This window comes from Sphingomonas sp. 67-41 (assembly GCF_001899725.1).
GTDB lineage: Bacteria > Pseudomonadota > Alphaproteobacteria > Sphingomonadales > Sphingomonadaceae > Sphingomonas > Sphingomonas leidyi.
Genome location: NZ_MKWJ01000032.1, coordinates 23582 through 40046, shown reverse-complemented (window position 1 = coordinate 40046; position 16465 = coordinate 23582). Strand labels below are relative to the sequence as shown.

At 68.3% G+C, this 16465-nt stretch carries 18 protein-coding genes; 4 read left to right on the top strand and 14 right to left on the bottom strand.

Going from position 1 to position 16465, the window contains the following annotated elements; translation table 11 throughout:
* Positions 1–235: 235 nt before the first annotated feature.
* A complete protein-coding gene (locus tag BGP17_RS22370; protein WP_286713678.1) occupies positions 236–1612 on the top strand; it encodes a hypothetical protein in 1377 nt (458 codons plus the stop codon).
* 84 nt (positions 1613–1696) lie between these two features.
* Here BGP17_RS22370 and BGP17_RS22365 read toward each other — a convergent pair whose 3' ends face one another.
* The 7 genes from BGP17_RS22365 to hisG all read right to left on the bottom strand — a co-directional run bounded on the left by BGP17_RS22365 (position 1697) and on the right by hisG (position 9916).
* A complete protein-coding gene (locus BGP17_RS22365; RefSeq protein WP_286713677.1) occupies positions 1697–3688 on the bottom strand; it encodes a S9 family peptidase in 1992 nt (663 codons plus the stop codon).
* A 171-nt stretch (positions 3689–3859) separates the two neighbouring features.
* Positions 3860–6040 carry a sodium-translocating pyrophosphatase gene (locus tag BGP17_RS22360; protein ID WP_286713676.1) on the bottom strand — a complete coding sequence of 727 codons (2181 nt, stop codon included), beginning with the start codon at positions 6038–6040 and terminating at the stop codon, positions 3860–3862.
* Positions 6041–6148: 108 nt separating this feature from the next.
* The gene (gene thiL / locus BGP17_RS22355) at positions 6149–6988 is read right to left on the bottom strand and encodes a thiamine-phosphate kinase (protein WP_286713675.1); all 840 of its coding nucleotides are present in this window, start codon (positions 6986–6988) and stop codon (positions 6149–6151) included.
* A 44-nt stretch (positions 6989–7032) separates the two neighbouring features.
* Entirely contained in the window at positions 7033–7494 is a 462-nt protein-coding gene (gene nusB, locus BGP17_RS22350; protein ID WP_167301383.1) for a transcription antitermination factor NusB, read from the bottom strand.
* A gap of 90 nt (positions 7495–7584) precedes the next feature.
* Entirely contained in the window at positions 7585–7974 is a 390-nt protein-coding gene (locus BGP17_RS22345; RefSeq protein ID WP_286713673.1) for a hypothetical protein, read from the bottom strand.
* A complete protein-coding gene (hisD, locus tag BGP17_RS22340; protein WP_167301385.1) occupies positions 7974–9266 on the bottom strand; it encodes a histidinol dehydrogenase in 1293 nt (430 codons plus the stop codon). Before hisD ends, BGP17_RS22345 begins: the two co-directional genes overlap by 1 nt.
* The gene (hisG, locus tag BGP17_RS22335) at positions 9263–9916 is read right to left on the bottom strand and encodes an ATP phosphoribosyltransferase (RefSeq protein WP_167301386.1); all 654 of its coding nucleotides are present in this window, start codon (positions 9914–9916) and stop codon (positions 9263–9265) included. Before hisG ends, hisD begins: the two co-directional genes overlap by 4 nt.
* Before the next feature lie 64 nt (positions 9917–9980).
* Here hisG and BGP17_RS22330 point away from each other — a divergent pair, with 64 nt between their 5' ends.
* On the top strand, positions 9981–11078 hold the full coding sequence (locus BGP17_RS22330) for a DUF2332 domain-containing protein (RefSeq protein WP_286713672.1): 1098 nt from the start codon (positions 9981–9983) through the stop codon (positions 11076–11078).
* Complete coding sequence (locus tag BGP17_RS22325) at positions 11078–11455, top strand: DUF6157 family protein (RefSeq protein ID WP_167301388.1); 378 nt, start codon at positions 11078–11080, stop codon at positions 11453–11455. Before BGP17_RS22330 ends, BGP17_RS22325 begins: the two co-directional genes overlap by 1 nt.
* Before the next feature lie 28 nt (positions 11456–11483).
* Here the strand turns inward: BGP17_RS22325 and BGP17_RS22320 are convergent, their stop codons facing one another.
* The 4 genes from BGP17_RS22320 to BGP17_RS22305 all read right to left on the bottom strand — a co-directional run bounded on the left by BGP17_RS22320 (position 11484) and on the right by BGP17_RS22305 (position 14015).
* Positions 11484–12383 carry an alpha/beta fold hydrolase gene (locus BGP17_RS22320; protein WP_286713671.1) on the bottom strand — a complete coding sequence of 300 codons (900 nt, stop codon included), beginning with the start codon at positions 12381–12383 and terminating at the stop codon, positions 11484–11486.
* Positions 12384–12480: 97 nt separating this feature from the next.
* Positions 12481–12606 carry a hypothetical protein gene (locus tag BGP17_RS22315; RefSeq protein WP_286713670.1) on the bottom strand — a complete coding sequence of 42 codons (126 nt, stop codon included), beginning with the start codon at positions 12604–12606 and terminating at the stop codon, positions 12481–12483.
* Between the two features lie 43 nt (positions 12607–12649).
* Positions 12650–13549 carry a pirin family protein gene (locus BGP17_RS22310; protein WP_286713669.1) on the bottom strand — a complete coding sequence of 300 codons (900 nt, stop codon included), beginning with the start codon at positions 13547–13549 and terminating at the stop codon, positions 12650–12652.
* 181 nt (positions 13550–13730) lie between these two features.
* The gene (locus BGP17_RS22305; RefSeq protein WP_167301391.1) at positions 13731–14015 is read right to left on the bottom strand and encodes a BolA family protein; all 285 of its coding nucleotides are present in this window, start codon (positions 14013–14015) and stop codon (positions 13731–13733) included.
* 108 nt (positions 14016–14123) lie between these two features.
* On the opposite strand from BGP17_RS22305, the gene BGP17_RS22300 reads away from it, so the two are divergent.
* The gene (locus BGP17_RS22300; protein ID WP_243857682.1) at positions 14124–14666 is read left to right on the top strand and encodes a J domain-containing protein; all 543 of its coding nucleotides are present in this window, start codon (positions 14124–14126) and stop codon (positions 14664–14666) included.
* On the opposite strand, the gene BGP17_RS22295 is transcribed toward BGP17_RS22300, so the two are convergent.
* The 3 genes from BGP17_RS22295 to BGP17_RS22285 all read right to left on the bottom strand — a co-directional run bounded on the left by BGP17_RS22295 (position 14663) and on the right by BGP17_RS22285 (position 16457).
* Positions 14663–15310 carry a glutathione S-transferase family protein gene (locus tag BGP17_RS22295; RefSeq protein WP_286713668.1) on the bottom strand — a complete coding sequence of 216 codons (648 nt, stop codon included), beginning with the start codon at positions 15308–15310 and terminating at the stop codon, positions 14663–14665. The two genes, BGP17_RS22300 and BGP17_RS22295, sit on opposite strands and share 4 nt — an antisense overlap.
* 65 nt (positions 15311–15375) lie before the next feature.
* Positions 15376–16098, bottom strand: a complete 723-nt coding sequence (locus BGP17_RS22290) for a VOC family protein (protein ID WP_353681892.1) — start codon at positions 16096–16098, stop codon at positions 15376–15378.
* Complete coding sequence (locus tag BGP17_RS22285; protein ID WP_167301395.1) at positions 16095–16457, bottom strand: DUF1428 domain-containing protein; 363 nt, start codon at positions 16455–16457, stop codon at positions 16095–16097. Before BGP17_RS22285 ends, BGP17_RS22290 begins: the two co-directional genes overlap by 4 nt.
* Positions 16458–16465: the final 8 nt, after the last annotated feature.

Genomic DNA, 16465 nt, shown 5'->3' with positions numbered 1-16465 from the left:
GGGTGCGCGCGCTAAAAGTGGCGGAGCCTTTACAGTGCGCAGGGAGAAAAGGGAAGGCGGTGAAGCCGACAAAGCCGGCCACCTTGGTCCGATATGGGGATTGCGCCGCCCCTTGCCATCCTGCGCGGCAATTCCGGCCGATTTGATCGACGGATGCGCGTGCTTCGTCGCCGCCCGATTTGCCGTGCCGGGGCAACCTGTATCTCCCGCCGCCGATCATTCGGGAGTCGGGAAAATGCGTCCTTCGTTTCTGCTGGGCTCGGCGCTGTGCGTGCTGGCCGCCTTCACCGCCGTCGATGCGCGCGCGCAATGCGCCGCACGGCTGGAGCGGGCCAATCACAATGCGCGCGACATGCCGGAGAACACACCCTACCAGGTGCATGACGAACTGTCCGACCAGTCGCTGCTCGCCGAGGAGGTCAAGGACAGCAACCCCGCCGAATGCCTGAAGGCGGTGGCGCGGATGGAAGCGCTGATGCGGCGCCACGGCAAGGGGATCGTCGAGACATCGGGTGCGCCCGCCGCAACGGGAGTGGCGGCGCGGCCGGAGACGCTCGACGCGCTGTTCCCGCCGACGCCGCTCTCGCGGCGCCTGGCGCAGATGCGCATCTCGACCGGCGGGCAGACCCGGGCCGATGCGCTGGCGCTCAACGAATATGCCAATGCCAGCCGGGCGCTGGGCTTCGCGATCTATAGCGGCACCATCGAGAGCAATGCCGCCGCCGCGGCCGAGGCCGTGTCGGTCACGGACAGGTCCGTCGCCGCGGCCGAGGCGACGCAGGAAACCATGATCATGATCAACCAGGAAGGCGATGTGCTGCACGCGCAGCTCGAGGACGCCTTTCGCGAACTGGAGGCGGCACAGCGCGCGCAGGATCGATTCGCGCAGAAATATGGGGAATTCGCGACTTCGCTCGGGAAGGAGCAGGGGACGAATCCGTTGAAGCGGCTGGAGGCGGCGAAGCGCAACCTCAAGAATGCGACGGATCGCCTGAACAAATGGATCGAGCGCAATCTGGAGGAAGGCTTCGCGCCGGGGTATCTCGGCGCGATGCGGGTGCTGGAGGCGCGCTACAAGCCCAAATTCGAGCAGATCGAGCGACAATGCGAAAAGATGCGGCAGGACGCGTTCCAGAAGTTCGCCCAGGCCGCGCTGACGGGGAGGAAGACGACCGCGATCGAGGACGCGGGGAAGGCCTGCTCGCAAATGGAAAGGCCGCTCAAGGCGCAGTCGCAGCGCGAGGAAGACGAGATCCACAAGAAGTACAAGCTGCCGGAGAAGGCGGACGACGACTTGCTGACGCCGCTGACGGTGGAGCCCAAGGGCCCGGGCAAGGGGACGGCGCCGGCAAAGGCGCCCGAGGCACCGGACGACCTGCTGACGCCGCTGACGGTGGAGTCCAAGGGCCCGGGCAAGGAAGCGACACCGGCAAAGGCACCCGAGGCGCCGGTCGACGATTTGCTGACGCCGCTGACGGTGGAGCCCAAGGGTACCGGCAAGGAAGCGGCGCCGGCAAAGGCGCCCGAGGCGCCGGTCGACGACTTGCTGGCGCCGCTGACGGTGAAGCCCAAGGGGGCCGGCAAGGGGCCGGGTTCGGGCAAGCCGAAATAGAAACCGTTCCCCGCCGCCGGCCGGTCTGCGCGATGGCCGGAGAGCGATGACCGGGGCGGCCCGTCGCCACGCCGCCCCGTTCGCTCAGGCCGGATTGTGCTTGTCGAGGAACTTCTTCATTTCCTGCAGGAACTGGGTCCGATCCTGTTCGCGCAGCAGGTTATGGGTGTTCAGCGGCTGCTCGAGATAGAGGAAGTCGACGCCCTCCTTCTTGCCTGCGCCCTTGAGCTTGCTGACCAGCCCGCGCGACTGGGCGACGGGGACACGCTGATCCTTGGCGCCATGGACGATCAGGATCGGCGTCGAGAACATCTCGGGATGATAGGCCGGGGAGATCGCCCCGAGGTCGCCCGCCGCGCCCAGGCCCATCTTGGCGCCATAGCCGCCGAGATAGTTCTTGTCGTAATTGACCATCGCCGGGAGGTCGTGGACGCCCGCGCCGCTCACCGCGCAACGATATTTGTCGCCGTCGCGCTGCGCCGCGCGGCTGGCGGCATAGCCGCCATAGGACCAGCCGACCATGCAGACCCGCTTGGGATCGATGGTCCCGTCCTTGGCAAGCCAGGGGATCACGTCGTTGAGATCGTCCTGCATGCGCAGGCCCCAATTGCCGTTCACGGCCTTGCCGAATTCCTTGCCGTAGCCGGTCGAGCCGCGATAATTGGGCTGGACGACGACATAGCCATATTCCGCCAGCGTCTGGGCCCATTGGTAGCTGTCCCAATCGGCGTCGTCGCGCGCCCAGGGGCCGCCATGCGGCATCACGATGAGCGGCAGGTTCTTCTCTCCCGTCCGGTGGCGCGGCAGCGTGAGGATGGCCTCGATCGATTTGCCGTCGGAGGCGGTGTAGCGGAAGGTCTGCACCGGATTGAGCTTCGCGTTCTTGAGCGTCTCGTTGCTCCACGAGATCAGCGAGATGTCGCCGGTCACGGTGTTGAGCAGATAATAGGCGGGAACCTGGCCGAGCGCGCCGAAGGAGAAGAGGATCTTCTCGCGCTTCTGGTCTGCCGACAGCAGATTGACGTTGCCGGCGCCGAACTCCTGATCGAGCAGCTTGGCGATTTCCTTGAGCCTGGGCTCGTAGAAGACCCGGTGGGTGCGCTGGTCGCTATAGGTCACGCTCTGCAGCGCGGTGCCGTCCGGCGTGATCGTCGCATCCGAAATATCGTAGCCCGCGACACCGAACACCTTCTGGCCGAGCGCCATCTTGTCGAGGTCGTATTCGTAGAGCGCGCGGAAGCCGTCGCGATTGCTCAGGGCATAGGCCTTGTTCGAGCCCGACAGGATGTAATCGGGCAGTTCGGTGTCGTCATACTGGTCCGGCGTCTCGTGCAGGATGGTACGGAACGTCTCCGATGCGCCGGTTCGGTAGAGCACGCGCAACTTGCCGTTCTCGCGGTCGCGCGCCCAGCCCATCCGGACGACGCCGCTTCTGTCGGCGGTCCAGGAACTCACCACCGGATTGGAGCGCTGCACGTTGCGGATCGCCCCGGTCTCGACGTCGATGTCGATCACTTCGGGATGGGCCCACATTTCGCTGCTGTTGCGGTTGGTGAAGCGCTGGAGCAGCAGGTGCGGCTTGGGCGTGTCCGGCGGCGACATCCACAGCACATCGCCCGCCCATCCCGCGGCACCGTCCCAGCCGAGCGGCGTCGCCTTGCGCGACTTGATATTGTAGGCGGCGATGCGCGTGACGTCGATCCACTGGCCGAACTCGAAATCGAGGCCGCGGATCCAGATCAGCAGGTTCTGGTTGTCGATCCATTGCCAGCGATAGATTTCGCGGTCGCCGAAATTGCCCTTCGAGAAATCGGAGTCGCCCGCGACGATGAACGGCTTCGCGTCCGGCTGGCCGATCGGCAGGATCGCGAGCGCCTGCCGCCCGTCGGCGCGAGCCTTGGCTGCGATCAGGTCGCCATTGGGCGAAAGTGCCGGACGGTCGATCGACGGGAATTGGCCGAACACTTCGATCGGGACGGTCTTCCTGGCCCATTCGGTGCTGGGCTGGGCGCGTGCCGGCCCGGACATGGCGACGATGGCAATCAGGGCGCCGAACGGCGCAAAGCGATGCAACAAGATGATCCTCCCCCGCAGAGGAGGGCGAAATGCCCCCTGCGCCGAAATTCATCGGCGTCGATGGGTTTGTCCAGCGGAGTTTGGCACCGGCGTGGCGCGATCCGGACAGGGAAGGCCCCGCCCGGATCGCTCCGGGCGGGGCCAGTCCTCGATCCTGTCGAAGGCGGAAGATCAGCCCGCGGCGTGCCCCGCCAGCGCGGCGAGCAGCAGCAGCGCCACGATGTTGGTGATCTTGATCATCGGGTTCACCGCCGGTCCCGCGGTGTCCTTGTACGGATCGCCGACGGTGTCGCCGGTCACGGCCGCCTTATGGGCTTCCGATCCCTTGCCGCCGTAGTTGCCGTCCTCGATATATTTCTTGGCATTGTCCCACGCGCCGCCGCCCGAAGTCATCGAGATGGCGACGAACAGGCCGGAGACGATCACGCCGAGCAGCATCGCGCCCACGGCCGCGAAGCCCTGGGACTGGCCGGCGACCGCGGTGATGATGAAATAGATCGCGATCGGGCTGAGCACCGGCAGCAGCGACGGAACGATCATCTCCTTGATCGCCGCCTTGGTGACGATGTCCACCGTGCGGGCATAGTTGGGGCGGCTGGTGCCGGCCATGATGCCCTTGTCGGCGGCGAATTGCTGGCGGACATCCTCGACCACCGAGCCCGCCGCGCGGCCGACTGCGGTCATGCCGAAGGCTCCGAACAGATAGGGCAGCAGCGCGCCGAGCAGCAGGCCGACGATCACGTACGGATTGTTCAGGGAGAAATCCACGGGCACGTCCGGGAAGAACTCCTTGAGGTCGGTCGTATAGGCGCCGAACAGCACCAGCGCGGCGAGCGCGGCCGAGCCGATGGCATAGCCCTTGGTCACGGCCTTGGTGGTGTTGCCCACCGCGTCGAGCGCGTCGGTCTTGTGGCGGACTTCATCCTCCAGGCCGGCCATCTCGGCGATGCCGCCGGCATTGTCGGTCACCGGGCCATAGGCGTCGAGCGCGACGACCATGCCGGCCAGCGCGAGCAGCGACGTCGCGGCAAAGGCGACGCCGATGATGCCGGCGATCTGATAGGCTGCGATCACCGCGACGACGATGACGAGCGTTGGCAGCGCAGTCGATTCCAGGCTGATCGCCAGGCCCTGGATCACATTGGTGCCATGGCCCGTCACCGAAGCCTTGGCGATCGACTTGACCGGGCGATAGTTGGTGCCGGTGTAATATTCGGTGATCCACACCAGCAGGCCGGTGACGGCCAGGCCGATCATCATGCAGATGAACAGGCTCCAGCCGGTGAACTGCGCGCCCGAGGCCAGGCCCTGCACCGCTTCGGCAGTGACCTGGTCGCTCGGTTCGAGGAAGGAGCTGGGATCGATCGAGAGGCCGCCGATCGGCGCGTTCATGTCGCCGAGCGCATATTGGGTGACGAACCAGATCGCCGGAACCGAGAGGATCGCGGTGGTCCAGAAGCCCTTGTAGAGCGCGCCCATGATCGACTGGCTCTTGCCCAGGCGGACCATATAGGTGCCGATGATCGAAGTGATGATGCACACGCCGCCGACGATCAGCGGCAGCGACATCAGCTTGAGCAGCAGCTCGTCGGAAAGATTCTTCACCAGCAGCGCGATCGAGACCATGGTGAGGCCGAGCGTCACGACATAGGTTTCGAACAGGTCGGCGGCCATGCCGGCGCAGTCGCCGACATTGTCGCCGACATTGTCCGCGATAACGGCGGGGTTGCGGGGATCGTCCTCGGGAATGCCGGCCTCGACCTTGCCGACCAGGTCGGCGCCCACATCGGCGGCCTTGGTGAAGATGCCGCCGCCCAGGCGCGCGAAGATCGAGATCAGCGAAGCGCCGAAGGCGAGGGCGGTCAGCGCCTCGATCACCTTGCGGCTGTTGGGCGCGAGCCCGAACGGGCCGATCAGGTACCAGAACAGCACGGCGATTGCGAGCAGGCCCAGGCCTGCCACCAGCATGCCGGTGATCGCGCCCGAGCGGAAGGCGAGCGTGAGGCCACCCTGCAGCGAGGTGCGCGCCGCTTCCGCGGTGCGGACATTGGCGCGCACCGAGATGTTCATGCCCACGAAGCCCGCCACGCCCGAAAGCACGGCACCGACGAGGAAGCCGATCGTCGACAGCGTCCCCAGCGTGAAGAACAGGACGATGGCGACGATCACGCCCACTACGGCGATCGTCATATATTGCCGGCCGAGATAGGCCTTGGCGCCTTCCTGGATGGCAGCGGCGATGCTCTGCATCTTCTCGTTGCCCGCCGGCGCCTTCAGCACCTGCTGGCTGGTCAACAAGCCATAGAGCACTGCGAGCACGCCGCAGGCTATGGCGATGTACACAATCGTCATGCGTTCAAGCCCTTCCCCTATTGGATATCGAGCCGCGCCGGTCTGTGTGCCGGTTTAGAGGGCCCGGTATGGGGAGGCTATCGAGCGGTGGCCCGCAGCGCAAGCGGATCAGCGATGCTGGTAGCCCAGGGGGAAATCGGGTGCCGCGCCGTCGAGCAGCAGCGGAACGGCCCGTTCGTCCGCCAGCGTGCCGATCCGCGTGGCCGCCACGGGCGGCGCGAAATCGGCGGGGGCGGCGAAGAGCAGCTCGTAATCGTCGCCCCAGGTCGCAGCGCGCAGCGGATCGGCACCGGGAGCGACGGGCAGGGCGGCGCGGGCGATCTCGGCGGTGCAGCCGCTCGCTTCGGCCAGGCGGGAGGCGTCGAGGAGAAGCCCGTCCGACACGTCCATCATCGCATGGACGTGCGGCGCGAGCGCGCGGCCCTCGGCGAGGCGCGGGCGCGGGCGGAGATAGGCGGGGCCGTCGCCCGCCTCGAAGCCCAGCATCGCCGCGCCGATCGTGCCGGTCACCCATAGCGCGTCGCCTGCCCGTCCGCCGTCGCGGCGCGGCACGGCGGCGCCGGCGCGGCCGATGGCGGTGCAGCCGAAGGTGGCGGGCCTGACCGAGATGGTGTCGCCGCCGAGCAGCGGCACGGCATATTCGGTAAGGATCGCGCGCAGCCCCTCGACGAAGCGCTCCGCCCCTTCCACCAGCACGGCGCCGATCAGCACGCCCAGCGGCGTGGCGCCCTTGGCGGCCAGGTCCGACAGGTTCACCGCGACCAGTTTCCAGGCGATGTCGAACGGATCGGTGCCGGGGCGATAATGCACGCCCTCGGCGATCGCATCATGGGTGAGGATCAGCGTCTCGCCGCCGATCGCGAGCGTTGCCGTATCGTCGCGCAGGCCCTCGGCGCCCGGATGGAGCGGAAGGGTGCGCAGCGCTGCGATGAACTCGGCTTCGTTCACTTCCTAATCCTCCCCCCGCTTCGCATGGGCAGGATCGCATGGGCTCAACCCCGGACTTCCTTTGCCACGGCGTCGAGGATGCCGTTGACGAAGCCCTTCTCGCGGCGATCGTAAAAGGCGTCGGTGACGTCGAGATACTCGCTGATCGCCGCGCCGACGGGCACGTCCTTGCGCGCCATCAGCTCATAGGTGCCGGCGCGCAGGATCTGGCGCATCGGCTTGTCGAGCCTGTCGAGGCTCCAGTCGGCGGTCAGCTTGGCGGCGATCAGCCGGTCGATCTCGTCGCGGCGCTCGCTCACGCCGACCACGATGTCGTCGAAAAAGGCGATGTCCGCCTCGGCATATTCCACGTCCTCGATCACCGCGCCCAGGCGGTGGTGGTGGAATTCATGGAGCAGCGCCGGGATCGAGGTCGCTTCCATCTCGTGCTGATAGAGCGCCTGCACGGCGGCGAGGCGCGCGGCGGCGCGCGCCTTGGAACGGGACTTTGCTTGATGGCTAGGCATGCTGCGCCCCATAGGTCCGTTCGGCCGAGATGGCAAAGCGTCTTGCGCGGCGAGCGTCCATTCCCCTCTCGGCAAGGGAAGGAGAAGCGTCTAGTCCCGCGGCCAAATCTTCAGCGGCGCCCGCGCGGCATAGTCGCGGCTCTCGGCATTCCCCGCCTGCACTTCGATCACATGCTCCGGTCCGAAAGGCACTTCGGTGCCGAGCCAGAACGCGTCATTCTCATCGATGTCGGGCTCGTTATCGAGCAGCCCGAAATAGCTGCCGTCCGCCGCCTCGCGCACCACCACCCACATCCGGTCGGTGATCGGCTCGTCGTCCTCCTCCACGGCGATCAGGAAGATCAGCTTGGCGAAGTCGCCGGGCTTCAGGCTGGCCCGGGCCCTTTCGTCCGGGATCTCGAAGGTTTCGGCATCGAGCGCATGATAGTCGGCGGCGCTGGCCAGGCACCAGCCGTCCTCGTCGAGGTCCGGCGCGCGCATCACGCCTCCCGCAGCCGGATCGCGACGGACTCGGCATGTGCCGGCAGTCCCTCGGCATGGGCGAGCGCCACTGCCGCCGGGCCGATCGCGGCCAGCCCGTCCCGGTCGAGCGACAGGAAGCTGGTCCGCTTCATGAAATCGAGCACCGACAGGCCCGAGGCGAAGCGCGCCCGGCGGCCGGTGGGGAGGACATGGTTCGGACCCGCGACATAATCCCCCACCGCCTCGGGCGTGTAGCGACCGATGAAGACGGAGCCGGCATGGCGGACCATGTCGAACAGCCCTTCGGCATTGTCGCAGGCGAGCTCGAGATGCTCGGGGGCCAGGCGATCGACCAGCGGCATCGCGGAAACGAGATCGGGCACCAGGATGATCGCGCCGTTCGCTTCCCAACTCGCCCGCGCGGTCTTCTCGGTGGCGAGTGCGGCCAGCGCGCGCTCCACCGCTTCGGCCACCTTGTCGGCGAACGCGGCATCGTCGGTGAACAGGATCGACTGGCTGGTGGGATCGTGTTCGGCCTGGCTGAGCAGGTCGGCGGCGATCCAGCCGGCATCGTTCCTGCCGTCCGCCACTACCACGATCTCGCTCGGGCCCGCGACCATGTCGATGCCGACCACGCCGTAGAGCTGGCGCTTGGCCTCGGCGACCCAGGCATTGCCGGGGCCGGTGATCACGTCGACCGGCGCGATGCTGTCGGTGCCATAGGCGAGCGCGGCGATCGCCTGCGCTCCGCCGACGCGCCAGATCTCGTCGACGCCGGCCAGGTGCGCGGCGGCGAGGACGAGCGGGTTCACTTCGCCGTCCGGCGTCGGCGTCACCATCACCAGCCGGCCGACGCCGGCGGCGCGTGCCGGCAGCGCGTTCATCAGCACCGAGCTGGGATAGGCGGCCCGACCGCCCGGTACATAGACGCCCGCCGCGTCCACCGCCCGCCAGCGCGCGCCCAGCCGGATGCCCGCCGCGTCGATCTCGTCGCGATCCTGGGGCTTCTGCTTGGCGTGATAGGCGGCGATCCGCTCGGCGGCGAGCTCGAGCGCGTCGCGCAATTCGGGGGAAAGCCCCTCCCAGGCAGCAAGGCAATCGGCACGGTCGAGCTTCCAGCCCTGCGTGTCGAGATCGAACCGGTCGAAGCGCCGGGTATAGTCGCGCAGCGCCGCATCGCCCTCGGTTCGGACGCGGGCGACGATCGCGGTCACGTCGCGCGCGACATCCTCGTCGGCCTCGCGCCGGGCGTCGACCAGATCGGTGAACGCCCGGGCGAAACCCGCATCGCCGGCATCCAGCCGGATCATGCGGCCACCGCCCGGCGGAACCCGTCGACCAGCGGCACCACTTCGGTCGCGCGCGTCTTGAAGGCGGCGCGGTTGACGATCAGCCGGCTGCTCACTTCGGCGATCACTTCCACCTCGACCAGCCCGTTCTCCTTGAGCGTGCGGCCCGAGGAGACGAGGTCGACGATGCGCGGCGCCAGGCCCAGTACGGGCGCCAGCTCCATGGCGCCGTTGAGCTTGATGCACTCCGCCTGCACGCCGCGCGCCTCGAAATGGGCGCGGGTGATGTGCGGATATTTGGTGGCGACGCGGACATGGCTCCAGCCGCGCGGATCGTCCCGCTCCGCCAGGTCGGCGGGCTCGGCGACCGAGATGCGGCAATGGCCGATTCCCAGGTCCACCGGGGCATAGAGTTCCGAATAGTCGAACTCGGCGAGCACGTCCGAGCCGACGATGCCGAGTTGCGCGGCGCCGTGCGCGACGAAGGTGGCGACGTCGAACGCCCGCACGCGGATCAGGTCGATCGCCGGCGTGTTGGTCCGGAAGCGGAGCGCGCGCGAGCCCGCGTCGGCGAAGTCCGGCTCGGGCACGATGCCGACGCGGGCGAGCAGCGGCAGCGCCTCGTCGAGGATGCGCCCCTTGGGGACGGCGAGGATCAGCGGTTCGGTCATCGAAGGCGGGGCTTTACTAGGGGCACCCGACAGGCGCAACAGACGCGCCGCGGAGGTAATTCTTATGGCCAGTGAAGAGAATAACCGCGGCGCGTTCCGGATCCAGGAATTCTATTGCCGCAAGATGGACGCGCCCATCTATGCGGACATCTGCGCCGCGCTTGCCGACGGGCTGACGCGCGGCAGCGAAACCGGCCGCCGCGCGCTCGACTGGCCGGGCGAGCCGACTCGCGACGCGCTGCCGCTGCGGCTGGTCGGCGGGCTGCACGCGCTGGTGCTGGCGGGCAGCGATGCGGAACTGGCCGAGGCGTTCGCGGGCAGGCTGGCGGGCGAAGCATTGCAGGCGGCGCTCGACCGCGTGCTGGCGCGCAACGATGCCGCCCTGCTCCCCTGGCTCGATGGCCCGCCCCAGACCAACGAGCCGGGCCGCTCGGGCGCGCTGATCGTCGGACTGATCGAAGTCGCGCGGCGCCATGGCCCGAAGCTGGAGATATTGGAGATCGGATCGAGCGGCGGGCTCAACCTGCTGATCGATCGCTATCGCTTCGACCTGGGCGGCGCGCTGCTCGGGCCGGCCGATTCGCCCGTCACGATCGCGCCCGCATGGCTGGGCGACCCGCCCGCGCTGCCGCCGCTGGAGATCGTCTCGACCCGGGGTTGCGACGTCGCACCGCTCGACGTCACCGATCCGGCGGTGGAGGCGCGGCTCTCCGCCTATGTCTGGGCCGAGACGCCGATGCGGCTCGATCGGCTGCGCAAGGCGATCGCGATGGTGCGTGCGAGCGGCGTGGACCTCGCGCGTGCCGATGCCGCCGACTGGGTCGAGGCGCGCCTGGCCGAGCCGCAGGCGGAAGGCGTCACGCGCGTGCTGATGCATTCGGTGGTCTGGCAATATGTTCCCGATGCGAGCACCGCGCGCATTCGCGCCGCGATGGAGGCGGCCGGCGCCGCGGCCACGCCCGAACGGCCGCTCGCCTGGGTGGCGATGGAGCCCGATCGCGCGCTCGGCGAGCAGGTGGTGAGCGTGCGGACCTGGCCCGATGGCGGACCGCGCATGGTGGTCGCCACCGCGCACGCCCATGCCGCCTGGGTTCGCCCGGGTGCGGAACGCAGCAGCGAGCAGGGCATTCTCCTCGATGCCGCGGCCGAGGTGCGGTTGTGATGAAGTCGACCAATTATCGCGACACGCTGATCACCGCTTCCCCCGATACTCCGGTGCACAAGGGCATTGTGCCCGGGAAGCCGGGAACGGTGGCGGCGGTGCAGCATGCGCTGCTCGCCCGTCCCTATGCGATGACCAGCGACGACCTGATCTTCGCGGCATATCGCGAGCGTGGCGGGGACAAGAGCCGCGAGGATTTCTTCGCCAGGCCCCAGGCCTGCCTGCGCGCCTCGCCGCTGGTGAAGCAGTTCGGCTGGGGCGTGCATCACGACGGCGAGGGCCGGATCGCGCTGCTCGGCATGGAGAGCGCCGAATATCGCCGGCTGCTCGAGGATCCTTCGGTCGCCAAGGCACCCGGTATGCGCCGGGCGCGCTAGGGTCGAGGGCGCCCCGGGCTTCCGGCCCTCAGCCGTTCCGCGCGGCGAGCCAGTCCCGCATCGCCTCGGTCACGGCATCGGGCTTCTGCCACGGCACGAAATGGCCGGCGTCCGCGATGCGCGCCACGGTCAGGTCCGGCACCAGCGCATCGAGTCCGTCGAGCTGGACGGGCAGCAGCGCGCTGTCCTGCATCCCCCAGATCACCAGCGTCGGCTGGCCGAGTGGCGGGAAGGGCGCATCGAGCCAGGGCGGCCGCTCCGGCATGTCCCCGGGGGCGGGCACCTGGATGATGCTGGCGCGGTACCAGTTCAGCATCGCGGTCATCGCGCCGGGCTGGCTCCATTCGGCGAGATAGGCGGGCTTCTCGGGCGCGAGCAGCGCCGGATCCGCATGCTTGGCGAACGTGGTGTCGAAGAAATTCTCCAGCCCGATTCGCGCGAGGAACTGCTCGAAATCGCGGTTGCGAAAGGCAGTGATGTACTGGCTGGCCTCGCGCTGGGCCGGATCGTCGAACAGGCTGCGCTGGAAGACCAGCGGATGCGGGGCGTTGACGATGATCAGCCGGGCGATGCGCTGCGGGTTCTGCAGCGCCGCCATCCAGGCGATGGCGCCGCCCCAGTCGTGCCCGGCCAGGGTGAAGGGAGCGAGCCCGAAATGGTCGGCCAGCGCGAGCAGGTCCGCCACGGGCTTGTCGGGCGTATAGTTCGCCACGCCCTCGGGACGGGCGGAATGGCCGAAGCCGCGCTGGTCGGGCGCGATGACGAAATGGTCGCGGGCCAGTGCCGGAATCTGGTGGCGCCAGGTGCGGTGCGATTCGGGGAAGCCGTGGAGCAGCAGGACCGGCGGCGCGGCGGGATCGCCCGCGATGGCGACATTCAGCGCCACGCCGGTGGGAAGCGTGATCTGCCGGAGTTCGAAATCGGCCATGTCTGCCTTTCCCGCTTGTCTCTTTGCCGCAGGGTAGGCCGGGAGGCGCGCATCCTCAACCATCATCCTGGCCCGCGCGCGTCGATAGCAATGGCGCCTATTCGGGCCGCACCGCGCGCTTGCCCCTGGTGCGGCTGGTCAGATGATACTGGAAGCAACGGTCGCAGCGATAGGGACGCAGCGCCAGCCCCGACGCATGGATCGCGCCCAGCGCCTCGGGCATCGTCGCATAGCGCCGCTTGCGCCGGCAGATGCTGAGCCGCGTCCTAGGGATAGCTCACCGTCTTGGGCACTTCGGGGATCGGGATGAACTCCTTGTCGTCGCCCGGCACCTTGGGGAAGTTGCCCGCCTTCCAGTCTTCCTTGGCCTGGTTGATGCGGTCGCGGCTGGAGGAGACGAAGTTCCACCAGACGTGGCGCGGCGTGGCGAAGTCCTCGCCGCCGCACAGCATCACGCGCGCGCCGCCGGCGGAGCGCAGGATCGCAGTGATGCCGGGGCGCAGGATGTAGAGCGTGGAGACTTCCATCTCGACGCCGTCGATGCTGGCATCGCCATAGGAGAGATAGATGGCGCGCTCGTCGGCGGAAGGATCGATCGGCACCGCGCCGCCTTCGGCAAGCTCGATATCGGCATAGATGGTCTGGGCATAGGTGGTGGTGGGTGCGCTGGCGCCCCACAGCGTGCCCATGATCACCCGGCAGCGCGCGCCGGGCGCCTCGACGAGCGGCAGTTCGCCGGCGCCGACATGCTCGAAGGCCGGGGCCATTTCCTCGTTCGCCTCGGGCAGGGCGAGCCAGGTCTGGATGCCCGACAGCTCCGGGCCCTTCGCGCGCTCGGCGCTGGGCGAGCGCTCGGAATGGACGATGCCGCGGCCGGCGGTCATCAGGTTCACCGCGCCAGGCTCGATCGTGGCGACGGTGCCGAGCGAGTCGCGATGGTCGATCGCGCCGGCATAGAGATAGGTGACGGTGGCGAGGTTGATGTGCGGGTGCGGGCGCACGTCGATGCCGGTGCCCAGGTCCAGCCGCGCCGGGCCCATCTGGTCGAAGAAGATGAACGGCCCCACCATCGTCCGCGGCCGGGAAGGCAGCGTGCGGTGGACCTTGAAGCCGCCCAGATCATGGGTGGTGGGAGTGATGATCTGCGTGAAAAGCGCGTCGGTCATAAGAGCCCTTTCGTCGCCGAATGCATAGCCCGCGGCGTACGGGACGGACAGCCACAGTTTGGAAACCCATCCTTTCGGGTCGCGATGCGCCGCTCGCTGGCGAGATGGGCGATATGCCGGACGAACTCGCCCCGGCCCTGGATTTCCGCCCAGTATCAGTATCAGAGCTTGTGCGGCATGCTCATTCTCCCGGCGCGCGGGCCCGGATCGCCAATGCGTGGATGCGCGAGGCGAGCAGGTCGGCGAGCGCGCTGTTGATCAGGCGCTGCCGCTGAACGCGCGACAGGCCCTGAAAGGCCCCGCTCTCGACCACCACCGTCCAGTGCGATTCGCCGGTGCCGTCGTCGCCCAGATGGCCGGCATGGTGATGGCTGTCGTTGATCACTTCGAGATGCGCCGGGGCGAGCGCAGCGGTGAGACGGGCGGCGATGATGTCGGCGAGTCCGCCGGTGGCAGTGTCGGTCATCGCGCTTATATAGGCGGTTTGCGCAAGGGAGGTAGCGTGGCCGAGGGCCAGCACAGGAAAGACAGGCCGAACGCGCGTTTCCACGGCCGGGTGGAGGCGCCGGGGCGGTTGTGCGCCGAGCCGGGCTGCACCGAGCCGGGCGAGTTCCGTGCGCCGATGGGCCATGCGCGCGGCGGCTATGACGGACCGGGCGAGTATCGCTGGCTGTGCCTCGATCACGTCCGCGCGTTCAACTCGGGCTATAACTTCTTCCAGGGCATGACGCCCGACGAGATCCACGACGCCCAGCGTCCCTATGCCGGCTGGGAGCGCGAAACGCGCGCCTTTTCGGGCGCGGGCGGCGCCGACCGGCCGCCGCGCTGGGCGGATTTCGCCGATCCGCTGGATGCGATCGGCGCGCGCTTCAACGATCGCGTGAAGGACCGGGCGGAGCGCAAGGACGGCAAGCCGCTATCGGGCAAGGACCGCGAGGCGCTCAAGGTTCTCGACCTCGCGATCGATTCCGATCGCACGGCGCTGCGCAAGCGCTATTCCGAGCTGGTCCGCAAGTTCCACCCCGATCGCAACGGCGGCGACCGCAGCCATGAAGGCCGGCTCCAGCGCGTGATCGAAGCGTATCAGACGCTCAAGGGCTCGCCTGCCTTCGCCTAGTCGGCCGGGCGGGTGTTCACTGCGAGCTGGTCGGCAAAGGCGCGCCGATAGGCGGGGCGCGCCTCGCCGCGGGCCACATAGGCGGCCAGGCTCGGATGCTGGTCGAGAATGCCCGACGGCCGGGTCCGGAGCAGCACCGAGACCATCATCAGGTCGCCCGCGCTGAACGCGCCGTCGAGCCATTCCGCATCGCCGAGCCGGTCGGCGAGCTGGCGCAGCCGGCCATGGATGCGCTCCACGACCAGCGGCATGCGATCGGCCGCCCAGGGCTTGTCGCCCTCGACGATCCGGACGGTGATCAGATCGAGGATCGGCGGCTCCACCGTGTTCACCGCGGCGAACATCCAGGCGATCGCCCGGGCCCGCGCATCGGGGTCGTCGGGCAACAGGCCCGCATGCCGCTCGGCGAGGTGGAAGACGATCGCCCCGGTCTCGAACAAGGCGAGGTCGCCTTCCTCATAGGTGGGGATCTGGCCGAAGGGGTGCAGCGCGAGATGCGCGGGCGCCTTCATCGCGGCGAAGGAGACGAGCCGGACCGCATAGGGCTGGCCCGTCTCCTCAAGCGCCCAGCGCACCCGAGTGTCGCGCGCCAGCCCCTTGCCGCCATCGGGCGATCGTTCGAACGCCGTGATGGTGACGGTCATCGCGGCTCAGCTCTTGCCGGGCGAGACGAAGCCGCAGGCCACGCCCTCGGGATCGACGATGCTGATCACCCATTCGCCGCCGGGCACCTGCTCGGGCCCCACACGACCTTGCCGCCGCCGGCCTCGACCCTGGCGATCGCGTCGGTGATGTCGGGCACGCGGATATAGAAGCGCCAGCCCGGGGCGGTGCCCGGCTGCACGCGCATGATCGCGCCGACCGCCTCGCCCTTGCTGTCGCCATTGGCGATGAAGCTGTACTCGCCCATCTCGCCCATCGGCATGCCGCCCACCTTGGTGATGGCGAACAGCCTTTCGTAGAAGGCGAGCGCCGCGGCGTCGTCGGGCGCGAGCAGCTCGTTCCAGGCGACATGGCCCAGGCCCATCCGCTGATAGGCGGTGCTGGTGTGCGGCGAGGCGCCGCGCATCACATAGAAGGGCACGCCCTGCGGATCGGTGACCATCGCCAGCCGGCCGACATCGGGGATGTCGAAGGCGGGAAGGTGCACCTGCCCGCCGGCCGCGACCACCGCGGCGACCGATGCATCGACGTCGTCGACGCCGAGATAGCCGAGCCAGGTGGGCCGGGCGCCGCCGGCGATCATGTCGGCATTGAGCTGCATCACGCCGCCGGCCTGGCCGTCGGCTGCGTTGATCATGCGATAGTCCATGCCGCCGGGGGCGGGCTGGGCATCGATGTTCCAGTCGCAGACCGAATCGTAGAATGCCTTGGCCTTGGCGGAGTCTCCGGTCACCAGCTCGTACCAGATGAAGCTTCCATGCGCGTTCATTTCGCTTCTCCCGTGTCGAGGATCGGCTCGAAGCCGCCCCAGAACATGCGCTTGCCGTCGAAGGGCGACTCGCCGTCGGGCTGCATCCGCTCGTCCTGCATCAGCTTCGCCCAGCCGGCATCGCGCGTCGCCTTGTCGGGCCACATCACCCAGGAGAAGACGATCGTCTCGCCTTCCTCGGCCTTGGTCGCCATGTAGAAGTCGGTGAGCTTGCCATGCGGCACGTCGTTGCCCCAGCCTTCCAGCACGCGGGTGGCGCCGAATTCCTGGAAGATCGGCGCGACCTTCTCCGCCATCTTGCGATAGGCTTCCTTGTTCCCCTCGGGGATCGCGAGCACGTAACCGTCCATATAAGCCATTTTGGTTC

Coding starts and splice junctions, on each gene's coding strand:
- BGP17_RS22370 (WP_286713678.1), top strand. CDS start 236: ATGCGTCCTTCGTTTCTGCTGGGCTCGGCGCTGTGCGTGCTGGCCGCC.
- BGP17_RS22360 (WP_286713676.1), bottom strand. CDS start 6,040: ATGACGATTGTGTACATCGCCATAGCCTGCGGCGTGCTCGCAGTGCTC.
- nusB (WP_167301383.1), bottom strand. CDS start 7,494: ATGCCTAGCCATCAAGCAAAGTCCCGTTCCAAGGCGCGCGCCGCCGCG.
- BGP17_RS22345 (WP_286713673.1), bottom strand. CDS start 7,974: ATGCGCGCGCCGGACCTCGACGAGGACGGCTGGTGCCTGGCCAGCGCC.
- hisD (WP_167301385.1), bottom strand. CDS start 9,266: ATGATCCGGCTGGATGCCGGCGATGCGGGTTTCGCCCGGGCGTTCACC.
- hisG (WP_167301386.1), bottom strand. CDS start 9,916: ATGACCGAACCGCTGATCCTCGCCGTCCCCAAGGGGCGCATCCTCGAC.
- BGP17_RS22330 (WP_286713672.1), top strand. CDS start 9,981: ATGGCCAGTGAAGAGAATAACCGCGGCGCGTTCCGGATCCAGGAATTC.
- BGP17_RS22325 (WP_167301388.1), top strand. CDS start 11,078: ATGAAGTCGACCAATTATCGCGACACGCTGATCACCGCTTCCCCCGAT.
- BGP17_RS22320 (WP_286713671.1), bottom strand. CDS start 12,383: ATGGCCGATTTCGAACTCCGGCAGATCACGCTTCCCACCGGCGTGGCG.
- BGP17_RS22315 (WP_286713670.1), bottom strand. CDS start 12,606: ATGCCCGAGGCGCTGGGCGCGATCCATGCGTCGGGGCTGGCGCTGCGT.
- BGP17_RS22310 (WP_286713669.1), bottom strand. CDS start 13,549: ATGACCGACGCGCTTTTCACGCAGATCATCACTCCCACCACCCATGAT.
- BGP17_RS22305 (WP_167301391.1), bottom strand. CDS start 14,015: ATGACCGACACTGCCACCGGCGGACTCGCCGACATCATCGCCGCCCGT.
- BGP17_RS22295 (WP_286713668.1), bottom strand. CDS start 15,310: ATGACCGTCACCATCACGGCGTTCGAACGATCGCCCGATGGCGGCAAG.
- BGP17_RS22290 (WP_353681892.1), bottom strand. CDS start 16,098: ATGAACGCGCATGGAAGCTTCATCTGGTACGAGCTGGTGACCGGAGAC.
- BGP17_RS22285 (WP_167301395.1), bottom strand. CDS start 16,457: ATGGCTTATATGGACGGTTACGTGCTCGCGATCCCCGAGGGGAACAAG.